Raw genomic sequence first — 15560 nt, forward strand, 5'->3', positions numbered from 1 at the left:
GGAGCGGATGGCCGGCGCCTGGGGAGTGTGGCGGCGACGAGGCGCGTCGGGCTCCCATGTATAGGGGAGCGCGTGGGGGCGCTAGTCGCGCGCCATCAGGCCGCTGGCCCGCAGCACGCGTCGGCCGATCGCGGCCTCCAGCACCCGCTGCCCACGCCCGGCCGGCGCCACCAGCGTGAACCAGCGCCGGGCACGGGTGATGCCGGTGTAGACCAGCTCGCGCGTGAGCACCGGGCTGGCGGTGGGCGGCAGCAGCAGGGCGGTGTGCTCGAACTCCGAGCCCTGCGACTTGTGCACCGTCATGGCGAAGACGGTTTCCACGGCCTGCAGGCGCGCGGGCAGGGTCCAGCGCACGCCGCCGGAGCCGTCGGCGGCGGCGAAGGCCACGCGCAGCGCGGTGCCGGCCTCGGGCACCGGCCGGCCGCTCGCATCGTCGAAGCGGGCCGGCAGCTGCAGCGTCAGGCCCACGTCGCCGTTCATCAGGCCCAGCGCCGGGTCGTTGCGGGTGACCAGCACCGGCCGGCCGGCGTACCAGCCCTGGGTGGCGGCGATCCAGCCTTCGGCGTGCAGCAGGTCGGCGATGGCGGCATTGAGGCCCGCCACGCCCCAGGGGCCTTCGCGCAGCGCGCACAGCAGCTGGAAGCGACCGCTGGCCTGCAGCAGCTGCGCCGCCCAGGCGTCCCACTCGGCGCGGGGCGCGTCGGAGTCGGGGCGCTCCTCGTGGATCCGGCGCAGCCAGTGGGCCGGACCGACAGGCTGGCGGCCGTCGGACTGCACGCCCGCCGCTGAGGTGTGGTCGATGCGGTCGTCGGCCAGCAGCAGGTCGCGCAGGGCGGCGTCCTGCGCCAGATGGCCCGGCGCAGCGCCGAGGCGGCAGCGGCGCAGGTCGGCGGGGCCGTCGTCGAACAGCGCCAGCGCCTCGGCCGCCCGGCCCGCATTGACGGCGGTCGCCAGCCGGCCGATGCCGCTGCCGGCATCGAAGCGCCGGCTCACGCGCAGCATGGCGATGGCCTGGTCCAGCGGCTGGCCGCGCGGGTCCTGCAGATCGGCGGGCGGTGTCTGCCCGGCGGCGGCCTGCAGCCAATCGGTGGTGGCGGGGGCATAGTGGCCGGCCTCGGCGCGGCTGCACAGCTCGCCGAGCACGGCGCCGGCCTCGACGGAGGCGAGCTGGTCCTTGTCGCCCAGCAGCACCAGCCGGGCCTGCGGGGGCAGGGCGTCGAGCAGGGCGTCCATCATCTCCAGGTCGACCATGGAGGCCTCGTCGACCACCAGCACGTCCAGCGGCAGCGGATGGCCCGCGTGGTGTCGCAGGTGGCGGGTGTCGGGGCGGCTGCCCAACAGGCGGTGAAGGGTGCGGGCCTCGGCCGGCACGTGGCTGCGCAGGTCGGCGCCGCCGGGCAGTTGGTGCCAGGGCAGCGCGTCCAGGGCGCCGCGGATGGACTCGGTGAGCCGCGCGGCGGCCTTGCCGGTGGGTGCGGCCAGTTGGATGCGCAGCGGCCGGCCGGGCGCGCCGCTGCCCTGCATCACCATCGACTGCAGCAGCGCCAGCAGCCGCACCACGGTGGTCGTCTTGCCCGTGCCGGGGCCACCGGTGACGACGGCGAAGCGCTGGCGCAGGGCGAGGGCGCAGGCCATCTTCTGCCAGTCGGGCGTGCCGTCGCCGCTGCCGAAGAGCCGGTCGAGCACCGGGCGGATGTGGTCGGCCGGCGCCACCGGCGCGGGCGTCAGGCGGGCCTCGATGCGGGCGCGCACCTGCTGCTCGTACTGCCAGTAGCGCCGCAGGTAGAGGCGCGGGCCCTGCAGCACCAGCGGCGTGGCGCCTTCGGCCGGGTCGCCGCGGCCGCACAGGCGGCTGGTGGCCAACGACTCACGCCAGGCGGCCAGGCGCAGCGGCTGCAGCCAGCGCTGCGGGCCGTCGCCCACCGCGGCGGCGCTGGCGGTGTCGGGCGGCAGCGAGAGGCTGTGGCGCCCATCGGCCAGCGTGGCCTGCAGGTCCAGGCAGACATGGCCGCGGCCCAGTTGGTGGCTGGCCAGGGCGGCGGCCAGCAGCAGCTCGGCGCCGGCTTCGGGATCGTGATCGCGGCAGAAGAGGGCGAAGCTGCGGTCCAGCTCGCGCAGCCAGCCCTGCTGCACCCAGCGGTCCAGGTCGGCCAGCATGGCGTCGCGCCGCTGGTCGGCGGCGGCTTCGGCGGGCGCGGCGTCGAAGAGGTCGGCGGTGGGGGGCAGGGGCGCGGTCTGCGCGCCGTCGGTGCGGCGGGTCATTCGGCGTCGCCTTCCTCGGGGCCGCGCAGCAGGGCGTCGAGCTGCTCGACCAGTTCGCGCGGCGGCCGCACGGCCCAGAGGCCGTGGCCGGGCGCATCGGCTCCGCGCAGGTAGACGGTGAGGGCGCCGCCCAGGTGCGTGTCGGGGTCGTAGCCGGGCAGGCGGCTGCGCAGCAGGCGGTGCAGGGCCAGGGCGTAGAGCGCGGCCTGCACGTCGTAGCGGTGGGCCAGCAGCGAGGCCTGGATCGCCGCATCGCCGTAGGCCGCGTCGTCCGGGCCCAGCCAGTTGGACTTGTAGTCGGCCACCCACCAGCGGCCGTCGTGCTCGAAGACCAGGTCCATGAAGCCCTTGAGCATGCCGGCCAGTTGCGTGGGCGGCAGCGGCGGGCGGGGCTGGCCGGGCAGGATGTGGTCCTTGACGGCTTCGTCGATGCTGCGTGCGTCGGCGCGGTGCACCGGCATCCAGAACTCCATCTCGGACTTCGGTTGCACCAGGCCGGCCAGCGTGGCGGGGGCGGCATCGGGCAGCGGCCAGGGCGTGCGCAGCCAGCGCGGCAGCCAGTCGCACAGCGGCTCGATCCAGGCCTCCCAGCCGCGCACGGTGCAGCGGCGGGCGACCAGATCGCGCAGGGCCTCGGGGGTGTCGAGCACGCGGGCGAAGCCCTGCTGCGCGCACCAGTCGAGCAGGCCGTGCAGGAAGCTACCGGCTTCGGCGCCCTGCGGGAAGGCGTGCCAGCTACCGCCCCGCGGGGCGGTGGCGGGGCGCTCGTCCGGTGCGACGTCGGCGGGGGCGATGGCTTCTTCCAGCGCCTGGTCCTGGCGGGCGTCCTCGGGCTCCGCGGCGGGCGCCGGGGCGTCCTGCGTCAGCGCGCCGCCGCTGCCGCCCAGTTGCTGCACGAGGGCGGAGTAGCTGGCGATCCACCACGGCGCATGGCCGTGGCGCAGCGGCGTGCGGGCGGTGCCGGGCGGCGGCGGCGCGGGCGGGTGCCAGACGCGGGTGTCGGGGGAGGGCGCAGGTTCGACGACGAGGGTGGGCGGGGTGGATGCGACAGACGCGCCAGCCGCGGCGTATGCGTCGGATGGCGTGGCTGTCCGGACTGCCCCTGATGCGCCACCGGCCCCCGACGCGGAGGACGATCCGGCTGCCGTCGTCGCGGCGCGCGCCGCGTCGTCGTCGCCCGCCAGCGCCTGCAGCGCCGCCCGGTAGCCCGCCAGGCTGTCGATGGCCGCGCCAGCGCCCAGCACCTGCCCCAGCGCGCCGCGGTCCAGCGCCACCTTCTTGCCGCTGCCGGCCGACAGGGGCGCCACGCCCAGCCACAGCGCATGCCGGGCGCGCGTGAGGGCCACGTAGAGCAGCCGCATGTCCTCGGCCAGCCGCTCCTCGTCGGCCAGGGCGGCGGCCTCCTCGTGCCTGCCGTCCAGCTCGATCACACGGGCGTCGGCCTCGGCGTCGTGGAAGCCGATGGATTTGGTGGCCGAGGCCTTCTCCTCGCGCCAGGCGGCGATGAAGGGCAGCAGCACCAGCGGGTATTCCAGGCCCTTGGACTTGTGGATGGTCACGACCTTGAGCAGGGCGGCGTCGCTCTCCAGCCGCAGGATCTCTTCCTCGCCGCCGGGCTCGGCCAGGCGTTGGGCGAGGGCGCGGATCAGCGCATGCGGTCCGTCCAGGTCGACGGCGCGGCGCTGCAGCCATTCGGCCAGGTGCAGCACGTTGGTGAGCCGGCGTTCGCCGCCGAGGGTCATGGGGCCCGATGCGTCGGCTGGCGCCGCCAGCCAGCGCGCGGGCAGGTCGTAGGCATGCAGCAGCGCATGCACCATCGGCAGCACGCCGTGCCGCAGCCAGCAGGCGTTGAAGGACTGCCAGCGCAGGGCGGTTTCTTCCCAGGCGAGTTCGTCCTCTTCCAGCCGGGCCAGTTCGGCCAGCGGCAGGCCCAGGCTGCGGCTGGCCAAGCCGGTGCGCAGCAGCCGGTCGTCGCCGGGCTCGGCGGCGGCGCGCAGCCAGCGCAGCATGTCCTGCGCCTCGGGCGTGGCGAAGACCGATTCGCGATCCGACAGATAGACGCTGCGCAGCCCGCGGGCGGCCAGCGCGCCGCGGATGGCGGCGGCCTCGGTGCCGCTGCGCACCAGCACGGCGATGTCGGCCGGCCGCAGCGGCTGCCAGCGGCCGTCGGGCTGACGGAAGCCGCTGCGGCCCTCGCCGGTGTCGGCCAGCCAGCGCACGGCGGCGCTGGCGAAGACCTCGGCCATCTGCGCGCGGTAGTCGGCGGTGCCGACGCTGTCGCGGCCGGCGTCGGGCTCGGGTTCCTGCGACCAGAGGGTGAGGGCCGGGGCGGGCGCGCCTTCGAGCCACAGCGCCTCGCTCCGGCCGCGGGCGCGCACGGGCACGAAGGGCACCGGGTCGCCGTCTTCCCGCGCGAAGCGGAAGGCGCCGCGCGGATGCCGGCTGGCCTGTTCGAAGACGCGGTTGACGGCCTGCACCACGGCGGCGGTGGAGCGAAAGTTGGTGTCCAGCGCGTAGATGGCGCCACCGGCCGCATCGGCCTGCGTGGCCGTGTCGCGCCGCGCGCGCAGGTAGGTGCGGATGTCGGCGCCGCGGAAGGCGTAGATGGCCTGCTTGGGGTCGCCGATGAGGATCAGGCCGCCATCCCCCGCTTCGCCATAGATGCGCCGGAAGATGCGGTACTGCACCGGGTCCGTGTCCTGGAACTCGTCGATCAGCGCCAGCGGAAAGCGGGTGCGGATGCGCGCCGCCAGCGCCGCGCCGCCCGGGCCGGCCAGGGCGCGGTCCAGCTGCAGCAGCAGGTCGTCGAAGCCCAGCTCGGCACGGCGCAGCTTCTCGGCCGCCAGGGCCTCGCGCAGGGCGCGGGCGGCATGCACGGCCAGGTGCGCGCGCAGGCCGGCGGGCTGGGCCGCGACCTGCGCCTGCTGCCAGGCGTTGACGGCGTCCAGCGCGGGATGCTCGGGCAGGGCCTGGCCCTTCTTGAGCTTGGCGCCTTCGCGGCCGAAGCGGGCGATGTTGTCGGGCGCGTCGGCGCCGGCGCTCCAGTCGGCCAGGGCCTGCAGCCAGCCGTCGAAGGTGGCGTCGTCGTCCTTGCCGCGGTAGCTGTTGCCGTTGAGGTGCGGGCGGGCGTCGTGCCACAGGCGCTCCAGCGTGGCGCGGTCAGCCCGCCAGGCGGTGCGGGCCTGCTCCTGCAGGGCGTCGGCCTCGGCCATGCTGCGGCCCAGCTGGCGCAGGGCGTCCAGCGCATCGGCTTCGCCGTCGAAGGCGCTGCCCTGCAGCCGAAGCTGCGCATCGCCTTGCACGAGCAGCGGGCGCACGGCCTGCCACAGGGCCTCGGGGTCGGCGAAGCAGCCCAGCAGCGCGCGCGATGCGGCGGCGTCCAGCGGGTAGTAGTGGCGCCGCCAGTGGTCGTGCAGCACCTGCTGCTGCAGCGCCTGCAGGTCGGTCTGCAGCGTCTGGGCGAACAGGCTGCCGCTGCCCATGGCGTGCTCGCGCAGCATGCGCCAGGCCCAGCCGTGGATGGTGGCGATGGCCGATTCGTCCATCCACTGCGCGGCCACGCGCAGGCGGTGGGCGCAGCCGGGACGGGCCTCGGGCGCGTAGTCCGCGAGCAGGGCGGCCAGCGCGTCGCCGGCCGGTGCCTCGGCCTCGCCGGCGAAGACGCGGGCGGCCTCGTCCAGCCGGGCGCGGATGCGCTCGCGCAGTTCCTGCGTGGCGGCCTCGGTGAAGGTCACGACCAGGATCTCGGGCGGCGTGAGCGGTCGGGCGAAGGCGCTGCCGTGCCCGCCATGGCCCAGCACCAGGCGCAAGTAGAGCAGGGCGATGGTGTAGGTCTTGCCGGTGCCGGCGCTGGCCTCGATGAGGCGCAGGCCGTGCAGCGGAAAGCGCAGCGGGTCCAGCGGCTGGACGGGGAGGAGGGTGGCGCTCACGGCTCGGCCTCGTTCGTGCCTCTGCGGCGGGCGGTGGGCACCTGGCGCCACAGCGGGCCGTAGACCGCCTGGGCCCAGGCGAACAGGCCGCGGCCGTCGTCGGTGCGGGCGCTGTCCAGGGCGGCGAAGTCGGGATAGGCCCGTGCCAGGGCGGGACGTTCGCCCTCGCCCTGACGCTGCATGCCGCCGTCGTAGGCCAGGCGCGCGGCAGGGCCGGCGACGCCTTCGGCCAGCGCGGCAAAGCCGGTGCGGCAGGCCAGCGGCAGCGGCTGGCGCAGGCCGGCGAGCCAGGCCTCGACGAGCTGACCCAGCGCCTCGTCGGCATCGGCCCGGGTCAGGGCCGGCAGCACCAGCGTGCCCGATTCACTGACCAGCACGGTGCGCGTGGGGCCGGCCGCCCAGTTGAGCGTCAGGTGGGCCGGCCAGTGGCGCACGACGTGGTGCCAGGAGAGTTCCTTGCCCTTGTGCAGCCGGCCCTGGGCCAGCACGAGGCGGGCGGCCTCGGCGGTGGCAGAACCGGAGGCCGGGCCGCCACCTGCACCTGCATCACCGCCAGCCGCCAGCCGCCGCGGCGGCAAGGCATCCTCGATCACCACGCCGCTGGTCGCATGCCGCCAGTGCAGCAGCACCGGCTCCGCTTCCAGCTCGGGCCAGGCCTCGCAGACCTTGAGGTAGTGCTCGAAGGTGCGGGCCACGCGTTGCCGCAGGCCCTGGCCGGCCAGCGTGCCGAAGGCCTGCAGCGGCAGCCGGCCTTCGTTGGCGAGCCGGTCGATCTGCTGCGTGAGCGTCTGGCCCAGTGCCGCCCGGGCGGCGGCGGGGCTGGGCTGTTCGTCGCACCAGGGCTGCAGGGCCTGGCGCAGCTGCTGCTCCAGCGCCCAGTTCTCCAGGCCCCCCAGGGCGAAGAGCTCGTCGTCCAGCGCGTCCTCGCCGCCGTCGGCGCCGAGGCCGAAGCGCACATGCAGGCGCTGGGCGAAGAAGGCCTCGATGGGCTGGGCCAGGAAGTCCTCCAGCGGGCGCAGGGCGATGGGCTCCTCGGGCTGCCAAGGCGGGAGGGCCTGATCGTCGCGGTCGGGCGGTTGCGCGGAATGAGCCGCCTGCCATTCGCGGCCATAGGTGTAGAGGCCGTCCACGGCCGGCGCGCGCGGCGCGTGGGGCGCGAAGTAGCGCGGGCTGAAGGGCTGCAGCGGATGCTCGGTGGTCAGCGCGGCCAGCAGCGCGTCGCGGTCGTCCTCGCGGCCCTGCAGGCGCCATCCGGCGGCCAGGTGGTCGCGCAGTTGGCCCACCAGCACGCTGGGCGCGCGGGCGCTGTGGTCGCGCACGTCGCGGCCCACCCAGCTCAGGTAGAGCTGCTCGCGCGCGGACAGCAGCGCCTCCAGCAGCAGGTAGCGGTCGTCGTCGCGGCGCGAGCGGTCGCCGGGGCGCCAGTCGTCGCGCATCAGGTCGAAGTCGGCGCGCATCACCGGGCGCGGGAAGTCGCCGTCGTTCATGCCCAGCAGGCAGACCACGCGGAAGGGAATGGCGCGCATCGGCATCAGCGTGCAGAAGCTGACGCCGCCCGACAGGAAGCGCTGCGCCAGCCCGCCGCCGCCCAGCTGGCCGAGCCAGGTCTCGCGCACCACGGACAGCGGCAGGTCCTGGTCGAAGCCGGCGGCGGCGCAGTCGTCCAGCCAGCGGTCCAGGCCCTGCAGCAGCTCCTGAACGCGCACCTGCTCGCGCGGCGTGGCGGGCGCGAAGAAGCGCTGCAGCAGGGCGCGCAGGCGCTCGGCCCAGACGGTCGGGGTGGCGTCCTCGGCCAGCGCTTTCAGCGTGTCTTCCATGGCACGCAGCAGCGCGGCGAGCGGGCCGAGGGCGGCGGCGTCCAGCCCGCCCACCTCGTCGAAGGGCGCGATCCCGTCGAAGGCCTCGCCGTCGCCGGCGGCATAGCCCAGCAGCATGCGCGCGAGGCCGAAGCGCCAGCTGTTGGCCTCGCCCGCAGCGCCCAGACCCTGCTGCGCGCGCTGGTCGGCATCCAGGCCCCAGCGCACGCCGGCGCCTTCGATCCAGCGCTTGAGCACGGGCAGGGCGTCTTCGGACAGGCCAAAGCGCTCGCGCACGGCCTGCACTTCGAGCAGGTCCAGCACGTCGCTGGCGGCGAAGCGGCTGTCGGGCAGGGCCAGCAGCGCTTCGAGGGCCACCAGCAGCGGCTCGCGCCCACGCTGGCCCTGGTCGGCGACGGTGAAGGGAATGTGCCGCGGGTCGCTGCGCGTCAGCCGGCCGAAGACGGCCTCGATGTGCGGGGCGTAGGCATCCACGTCGGGCAGCATCACGATCACGTCGCGCGGCTGCAGCGTGGGATCGGCGTCGAAGCGGGCCAGCAGCTGGTCGTGCAGCACCTCCACCTCGCGCTGGGGCGAATGGGCGGTGTGGAAGCGCAGGGAGGTGTCTCGCGCCGGGTCGACGGCGGGCCAGCGGGCGCGGGTCTCGGCCAGCGGGCGCAACTCCAGGATGTCGTCCTGCAGCTGGCGCAGCAGGCTGTGGCCGGGCGGCGCGTCGTCGCTGAAGAGGTCGATGCGGCCGCTGCCGATGCCGGCCCAGGCGCCGCGGTAGCGGTCGGGCTCGTCGAAGCCGTCGATCAGGTGCAGGTAGTCGCGGCCCTGCTTGCCCCAGGCGGCCAGCAGCGGATGGGCATGCTGATGCCGCGCGGCCTCGTCCAGCACCGCGGGCATGCCGGGGCGGCGCGCCTGGCGGCGGTAGGCGCCGCGCAGCAGGTCCTGGTCGGCCACGATGTCGGTCCAGTGGTGGCGGCAGGGGTTGTGCACGAAGAGCATCACCTGCGCGTGCCGCGCCAGGGCGGCCAGGGCCTGCAGCGTCTGCGCGGGCAGGGCGGAGATGCCGAAGACGATCACCCGCCGCGGCAGGCCCGCAGGCGGCGGGCCGTCATGCGAGGCCAGTGATTCGATGAAGCGCTGGTGCACGCCGGCGCGGCTGCCGGCCAGGCCGTGCGCGGCGTCGGCCTGTGCGCCCGCGCCCAGGTCATCGAGCAGGGCGCGCCACAGGCGGGCCTGCCACTGCTGGTCCTCGGGCAGGGGGCGGGTGCCGCCGCGCAGCGTCTGCAGCTGGTCGCGGCCCGCGGCCCAGTCCTGCAGCCAGTCGGCGCGGTAGACCTGGTACTGGTCGAACAGATCGGCCAGCCGCAGCGCCAGCTGGTGGCACTTGCGGGATTCGGGATCGTGGGCCAGGAAGCGCGCCAGCGGCGCGAAGCGCGGGTCGGCCTGGGCCGCGCGGGCGGTGAGCGCAGGCAGCAGGCGCATCAGCCGCCAGGCGAGCGGTGCCTCGTCCAGCGGCGAGCGCTCGGGCACCGTGTCCGCGCCCAGCACCGCGCGGTAGGCCCGCCAGAGGAATTGCGCCGGCAGCTGCACGTCGAAGGCCGCCGTGATGCCCAGGCCGCCGCGCGCCGGATCGGCCGCCAGCGCCAGCTTGAGCCATTGGGCGATGCCGTTGCTCTGCACCAGCACCACCTCGTCCTCCAGCGGCGCCAGCGGATGCCGCGCCAGCCAGGCCACGAGCAGTTGCCGAAGGTCCTCCGGCCGGTTGCCGTGCAGGACCATGAGGCCGGGCTGCAGGGGGGGCGGGGCGAAGGACTCGGTCATGGAGGGCAGCGGCAGGCCATGTTAGCGGCCAGGGCAGGCGCGGGTTTTTACAATCGCGCCCCCATGAATCTGCCCACCTACACCCGCGCCCAGCAGCTGCCCGCCATCCTGGCCCAGCGCATTGCCATCCTCGACGGGGCCATGGGCACCATGATCCAGCGCTTCAAGCTCAGCGAGGCGCAGTACCGCGGCGAGGGCTACACCGGCCCCGGGGCCGTGGGCGATCGCTTCCAGGACTTCCACAAGGACGTGAAGGGCAACAACGAGCTGCTGTCCATCACCCGCCCCGACGTGATCCGCGACATCCACGAGGGCTACCTCGCGGCCGGGGCCGACCTGATCGAGACCAACACCTTCGGCGCCACCACCATCGCGCAGGAGGACTACGACATGGCCGCGCTGGCGCGCGAGATGAACCTGGCCAGCGCCCGCCTGGCGCGCGAGGCCTGCGACAAGTTCAGCACGCCCGACAAGCCGCGTTTCGTGGCCGGCGCCCTGGGCCCGACGCCGCGCACCGCCAGCATCAGCCCCGACGTGAACGACCCCGGCGCGCGCAACATCGATTTCGAGACGCTGCGCGCCGCCTACTACGAGCAGACCGCCGCGCTGGTGGAGGCGGGCTCGGACGTGCTGCTGGTCGAGACCATCTTCGACACCCTCAACGCCAAGGCCGCGCTCTTCGCCATCGACGAGTACTTCGAGGCCAGCGGCGAATGCCTGCCGATCATCATCAGTGGCACCGTCACCGACGCCTCGGGCCGCATCCTGAGCGGCCAGACGGTCACCGCCTTCTGGCACAGCGTGCGCCATGCGCGCCCGCTGGCCGTCGGCCTGAACTGCGCCCTGGGCGCCGCGCTGATGCGGCCCTATGTGCAGGAGCTCAACCGCGTGGCGACCGACACCTTCATCAGCTGCTACCCGAACGCCGGCCTGCCCAACCCGATGAGCGAGACGGGCTTCGACGAGACGCCCGACGTCACCTCGCGCCTGGTGCACGAGTTCGCGGCCGAAGGCCTGGTCAACATCGTCGGCGGCTGCTGCGGCACCACCCCCGACCACATCGCCGCGATCGGCGCGGCCGTCGGCCCCGTCGCTCCGCGCGGCGTGCAGGGCGCGCGCTTCTATCGAGAAGCCGCCTGAGCGGGCCTACTTCAACCAGCCTCTTTTGCGGAAATAGAGCATCGGGCCAACGGCGCTCGCCACCATCAGCGCCAGCACGTACGGATAGCCCAGGCTCCACTCCAGCTCCGGCATGAACTTGAAGTTCATGCCGTAGATGCTGGCGATCAGCGTCGGCGGCAGCAGCGCCACGCTGGCCACCGAGAAGATCTTGATGATCTTGTTCTGGTTGATGTTGATGAAGCCGACCGTGGCGTCCATCAGGAAGTTGATCTTGTCGAACAGGAAGGCGGTGTGGCTGTCCAGCGATTCGATGTCGCGCAGGATCTGCCGCGCCTCCTCGAACTGGTCGGCATTGAGCATGCGGCTGCGCATCATGAAGCTCACCGCGCGGCGGGTGTCCATCACGTTGCGGCGGATGCGGCCGTTCAGGTCTTCCTGGCGGGCGATCAGGCCCAGCACCTCGCCGGCGATCTCGTCGCTCACGTTGCCCTTGAGCACCAGGTTGCCGGCGGCTTCCAGCTCGTCGTAGATGCCTTCGAGCGTGTCGGCGGAGTATTCGGCGTCGGCGTCGAAGAGCTTGAGCAGCACTTCCTTCGCGTCCTCGATCAGCCCCGGCGCCCGGCGCGCGCGCATGCGCAGCAGGCGGAACACCGGCACGTCCTCGTCATGGATCGAGAACAGCACGCCGCGGCTCTTCAGTTCGGCGTTGTGCTGGTTGAGGATGAAGGCCACGCGCACGCTGCGCGGCTCGTCGGCGTCGGCGATCAAGAAGTCGCTGCGCACATGCAGGTCGCCGTTGTCCTCCTCGTAGAAGCGGGCCGATTCCTCGATGTCCTCGTCGGTCACGTCCTCGGGAATCGACAGGCCGTAGTACTGCTTGACCCAGCGCTTCTCGTCCGGGCTGGGCGACTCCAGGTCGACCCAGATGGGCTGGAAGCGGGACAGCTCCTCCAGCGACTCGATTTCCTCCTGGACGAGGCGGCCGTTGGCGAGCGTGAAGATGTTGAGCATGGCGTGCTCCCCTGAAAGCGAAGGCGTTGCGGGACGATGGGCGACAGGAAGGGGGTGGTTGGCGCTTTCAGCCCGCCACCCGCGCACCGGCCGGCACGCGCGACGCGAAGGTCAGAAGGGAGCTGAAAGCTGCCGAGACGGGGAGGTGTCCAAGGTCGGTACTCCGGTAAAGCAGCGGGCGCGATTATGCACCGCAGCAGGGCATCCACCGGGGTGATCTGGATGGACATCCAGTACATTTGTGGCTTCATGTCCACCCTTGTGAACGAAGCGTCGACGGTTGCGGCCGACACCGTGGCCGGGCGCCTGGAAGCGGCCCTCGCCGGGCTCAACGACGACCAGCGGGCGGCTGTATTGCACGGCGTCGGCGAGCGCGCGGTGCCGGGCGGGCCGCTGCTGGTCATCGCGGGGGCGGGCGCCGGCAAGACCAGCACGCTGGCCCACCGCGTCGCCCACCTGCTGGCGGCGGGCGCCGACCCGCAGCGCATCCTGCTGCTGACCTTCTCGCGCCGCGCCGCGCAGGAACTGACCCGCCGCGCCGGTCTGGTCGCCGCCCGCGTGCTCGGCCTCGCAGAAGGCAGCCTGCCGGCGCTGCCCTGGGCCGGCACCTTCCACGGCGTCGGCGCCCGGCTGCTGCGGGACCACGCCGCCCAGCTCGGGCTGGACCCTGACTTCACCGTCCATGATCGCGGCGACGCCGAGGACCTGATGGGCTGGGTGCGCCATGCGCGCGGGCTGTCGCAGACGGCCCGGCGCTTTCCGCTCAAGGGCACCTGCCTCGCCATCTACTCGCGCGTGGTCAACACCCGGCTGCCGCTGGCGGAGGTGCTGCGCCAGTCCTTTCCCTGGTGCGCCGAATGGCAGGAACAGCTGCCCGCGCTGTTCGCCGATTACGTCGACGCCAAGGCCCAGCAGAACGCGCTGGACTTCGACGACCTGCTGCTCGCCTGGGCCACGATGATGGAAGAGCCGGGCCTTGCCGCAGAGGTGAGCGCCCGCTTCGAGCATGTGCTGGTCGACGAATACCAGGACACCAACCGCCTGCAGGACGAGATCCTGCGCCGCCTCAAGCCCGACGGCCGAGGCGTCACGGCGGTGGGCGACGACGCCCAGGCCATCTACGGCTTTCGCGGCGCGACGGTGCGCAACATTCTGGACTTTCCGGCGGCCTTCGATCCGCCGGCGCGCGTACTCATGCTGGAGCGCAACTACCGCAGCACGCCGCCCATCCTCGACGCCGCCAATGCCGTCATGGACCATGCGCAGGAGCGTCATGCCAAGCGCCTGTGGACCGACCGCCCCAGCGCCGGTCGGCCGCAGCTGGTGCTGGTGCCCGACGAGGCCCACCAGGCCACCTGGGTGGCCGATCGCGTGCTGGCCCACCGCGAAGGCGGCCTGGCGCTCAAGCGGCAGGCGGTGCTGTTCCGCACGGCCAGCCACAGCGCGGCGCTGGAGCTGGAACTGGTGCGCCGCAACATCCCCTTCGTGAAGTTCGGTGGCCTCAAATTCCTGGAGGCGGCGCACGTCAAGGACCTGCTCGCGCTGATGCGCTTCGTCCACAACCCGCGCAGCAGGCTGGCGGGTTTTCGCACGGTGCAGCTCATTCCCGGCATCGGCCCCGCCACCGCCGGCCGGCTGATGGACGCCATGCAGTCCGCCGCCGACCCGGCCGCCGCGCTGGCCGCCTTCGTGCCGCCGCCGATGGTGCGCGAGGCCTGGCAGGACTTCGCCCGCGCCTGGCAGGCGCTCAAGGCCGGTGGCGACGGCTGGCCGCAGGAACTGGCCGTTGCCATCGACTGGTACGCGCCGCACCTGGAGCGGCTCTATGAGGCTGCGCCCTTGCGCCTGGGCGACCTGCAGCAACTGGCCGAGCTGGCGCGCGGCTATGCCTCGCGCGAGCGCTTCCTGACCGAGCTGACCCTCGATCCGCCCGACGCCACCAGCGACCGGCCCGGCCCGCCGCTGCTCGACGAGGACTACCTCATCCTCTCGACCATCCATTCCGCCAAGGGCCAGGAATGGAATTCGGTGCATGTGCTCAACGTGGTCGACGGCTGCATGCCCGCCGACGTGGCGCAGGGCGCGCACGAGCTGGAGGAGGAGCGCCGCCTGCTCTACGTGGCCATGACGCGCGCCCGCGAGCACCTGCACCTGCTGGTGCCGCAGCGCTTCCATGTCACGCAGCAGTCGCGCTTCGGCGACCGGCATCTGTATGCCGGCCGCACCCGCTTCATCCCCGATGAGGATCTGCGCCATTTCGACCGCGTGACGTGGCCGCCACCGCCGCCGGTCGTGCCCCATGCCCCTGTCCCGCCAGAGGTCTTGGACCTGCGCCAACGCCTGCGTGCAGCTTGGCGCTCGGGCGCCTGAAAGCAGGTCGGCGCGCTATCGAAGATGAAGCGTCGCGAACATCTCCTGACGAGCCTCAAGCATTCCTCCATTGCAATTCGATGAAGCCACGCGCATAGTGAATTCAACGCACTGACACGCCTTCTTCCCACCCCCGCACACCGTCCCCGCCGACATCCCGCATTGCCTCGCGCACCCGATTGAGTTCCGCCGGCCGGCGCCTTCCTCTCGAAGAACCGGCCATTTCCCCAACCGTCAATTCCAGGAGGTTTTTTCATGAATTTGACGATCAGCGGCCATCACCTCGACGTCACGCCTTCGCTGCGCAGCTACGTCACCACCAAGCTCGACCGCATCACGCGGCACTTCGACCGCGTGGTGGACGTCAAGGTGATCCTTACCGTGGAGAAGCAGAAGGAAAAGGAACGCCGGCAACGCGCCGAATGCAGCATCCACGTGAAGGGCAACGACATGTTCGCCGAGTCCAGCCATGCCGACCTGTATGCGGCGGTGGACGAACTCATGGACAAGCTCGACCGCCAGGTCGTCCGTCACAAGGACCGCCTCCAGGACCATGGACATCCCTCGCCCAAGCGCCTGATGTGAAGTCCCGCAGGCGACACCGCCTGCAACACCATCGGGCCTCGGCTCGGGGCAAATCCTCTTGAAAAGCCGCCTCCGGGCGGCTTTTCCATGTCTGGTACAAGGGTTAGCCCGGGTGCATAATCGCGCCCCGATCCGCCCCCCACCATGAACCGACTCGCATCCATCCTGCCGTCCGCTCAAGTGCTCGTGAGCGTCGACGCCACCAGCAAGAAGCGTGCTTTCGAGGAAGCGGGCCTGCTGTTCGAGAACCTGCACGGCCTCGGTCGCGCGCTCATCACCGACAGCCTGTTCGCCCGTGAGCGACTCGGTTCCACCGGTCTGGGCCACGGCGTCGCCATCCCGCACGGGCGCATCAAGGGCCTGAAATCGCCCATGGCGGCGGTCTTCCAGCTGGCCCATCCCATCGGCTTCGACGCGCCCGACGAGCAGCCCGTCGCGCTGCTCATCTTCCTGCTGGTGCCCGAGACGGCCACGCAGAAGCACCTGGAGATCCTCTCCGAGATCGCCGAGATGCTGAGCGACGCGCCCCTGCGCGAGAAGATCAAGAGCAGCGCAGACGCCGGCGAGCTGCATGCCCTGATCGCGGGCTGGCGCTCGGCCCAGGTGGTCTGAGGGCGCAGGCCCCGCGCTTCGCCGGTCTTCCTGCTGCTTC

General features: G+C 72.8%; 8 protein-coding genes. 4 read left to right on the forward strand and 4 right to left on the reverse strand.

What is annotated here, in order from left to right:
• Positions 1-81: 81 nt before the first annotated feature.
• From recD to recC, 3 genes are read right to left on the reverse strand one after another with little or no spacing between them, the layout of a single operon-like run.
• Entirely contained in the window at positions 82-2262 is a 2181-nt protein-coding gene (recD, locus tag BXA03_RS06725) for an exodeoxyribonuclease V subunit alpha (protein WP_083715923.1), read from the reverse strand.
• Positions 2259-6191, reverse strand: a complete 3933-nt coding sequence (recB, locus tag BXA03_RS06730; protein ID WP_076505351.1) for an exodeoxyribonuclease V subunit beta — start codon at positions 6189-6191, stop codon at positions 2259-2261. The genes recD and recB overlap by 4 nt, the downstream gene beginning before the upstream one ends.
• The gene (gene recC / locus BXA03_RS06735) at positions 6188-9820 is read right to left on the reverse strand and encodes an exodeoxyribonuclease V subunit gamma (RefSeq protein WP_076505353.1); all 3633 of its coding nucleotides are present in this window, start codon (positions 9818-9820) and stop codon (positions 6188-6190) included. The genes recB and recC overlap by 4 nt, the downstream gene beginning before the upstream one ends.
• 63 nt (positions 9821-9883) lie before the next feature.
• Here recC and BXA03_RS06740 point away from each other — a divergent pair, with 63 nt between their 5' ends.
• Positions 9884-10960: a homocysteine S-methyltransferase family protein gene (locus tag BXA03_RS06740; protein ID WP_076505364.1), complete on the forward strand. Its 1077-nt coding sequence runs from the start codon at positions 9884-9886 to the stop codon at positions 10958-10960.
• A 6-nt stretch (positions 10961-10966) separates the two neighbouring features.
• On the opposite strand, the gene corA is transcribed toward BXA03_RS06740, so the two are convergent.
• A complete protein-coding gene (corA, locus tag BXA03_RS06745; RefSeq protein ID WP_076505366.1) occupies positions 10967-11953 on the reverse strand; it encodes a magnesium/cobalt transporter CorA in 987 nt (328 codons plus the stop codon).
• Between the two features lie 249 nt (positions 11954-12202).
• On the opposite strand from corA, the gene BXA03_RS06750 reads away from it, so the two are divergent.
• The 3 genes from BXA03_RS06750 (at position 12203) to BXA03_RS06760 (ending at position 15520) form a co-directional block, all read left to right on the forward strand.
• Positions 12203-14323: an ATP-dependent helicase gene (locus BXA03_RS06750; protein WP_076505780.1), complete on the forward strand. Its 2121-nt coding sequence runs from the start codon at positions 12203-12205 to the stop codon at positions 14321-14323.
• A gap of 255 nt (positions 14324-14578) precedes the next feature.
• On the forward strand, positions 14579-14908 hold the full coding sequence (gene hpf, locus BXA03_RS06755; RefSeq protein WP_017757964.1) for a ribosome hibernation-promoting factor, HPF/YfiA family: 330 nt from the start codon (positions 14579-14581) through the stop codon (positions 14906-14908).
• Positions 14909-15052: 144 nt separating this feature from the next.
• Complete coding sequence (locus BXA03_RS06760; RefSeq protein ID WP_043119112.1) at positions 15053-15520, forward strand: PTS sugar transporter subunit IIA; 468 nt, start codon at positions 15053-15055, stop codon at positions 15518-15520.
• Positions 15521-15560 lie beyond the last annotated feature (40 nt).

The organism is Pseudacidovorax sp. RU35E (assembly GCF_900156165.1).
Taxonomy (GTDB): Bacteria; Pseudomonadota; Gammaproteobacteria; order Burkholderiales; family Burkholderiaceae_C; genus Xenophilus.

Bases quoted from the DNA above. Each gene is read 5' to 3' on its own strand.
- BXA03_RS06740 (WP_076505364.1), top strand. From the start codon at position 9,884: ATGAATCTGCCCACCTACACCCGCGCCCAGCAGCTGCCCGCCATCCTG.
- recC (WP_076505353.1), bottom strand. From the start codon at position 9,820: ATGACCGAGTCCTTCGCCCCGCCCCCCCTGCAGCCCGGCCTCATGGTC.
- BXA03_RS06750 (WP_076505780.1), top strand. From the start codon at position 12,203: ATGTCCACCCTTGTGAACGAAGCGTCGACGGTTGCGGCCGACACCGTG.
- hpf (WP_017757964.1), top strand. From the start codon at position 14,579: ATGAATTTGACGATCAGCGGCCATCACCTCGACGTCACGCCTTCGCTG.
- recD (WP_083715923.1), bottom strand. From the start codon at position 2,262: ATGACCCGCCGCACCGACGGCGCGCAGACCGCGCCCCTGCCCCCCACC.
- corA (WP_076505366.1), bottom strand. From the start codon at position 11,953: ATGCTCAACATCTTCACGCTCGCCAACGGCCGCCTCGTCCAGGAGGAA.
- BXA03_RS06760 (WP_043119112.1), top strand. From the start codon at position 15,053: ATGAACCGACTCGCATCCATCCTGCCGTCCGCTCAAGTGCTCGTGAGC.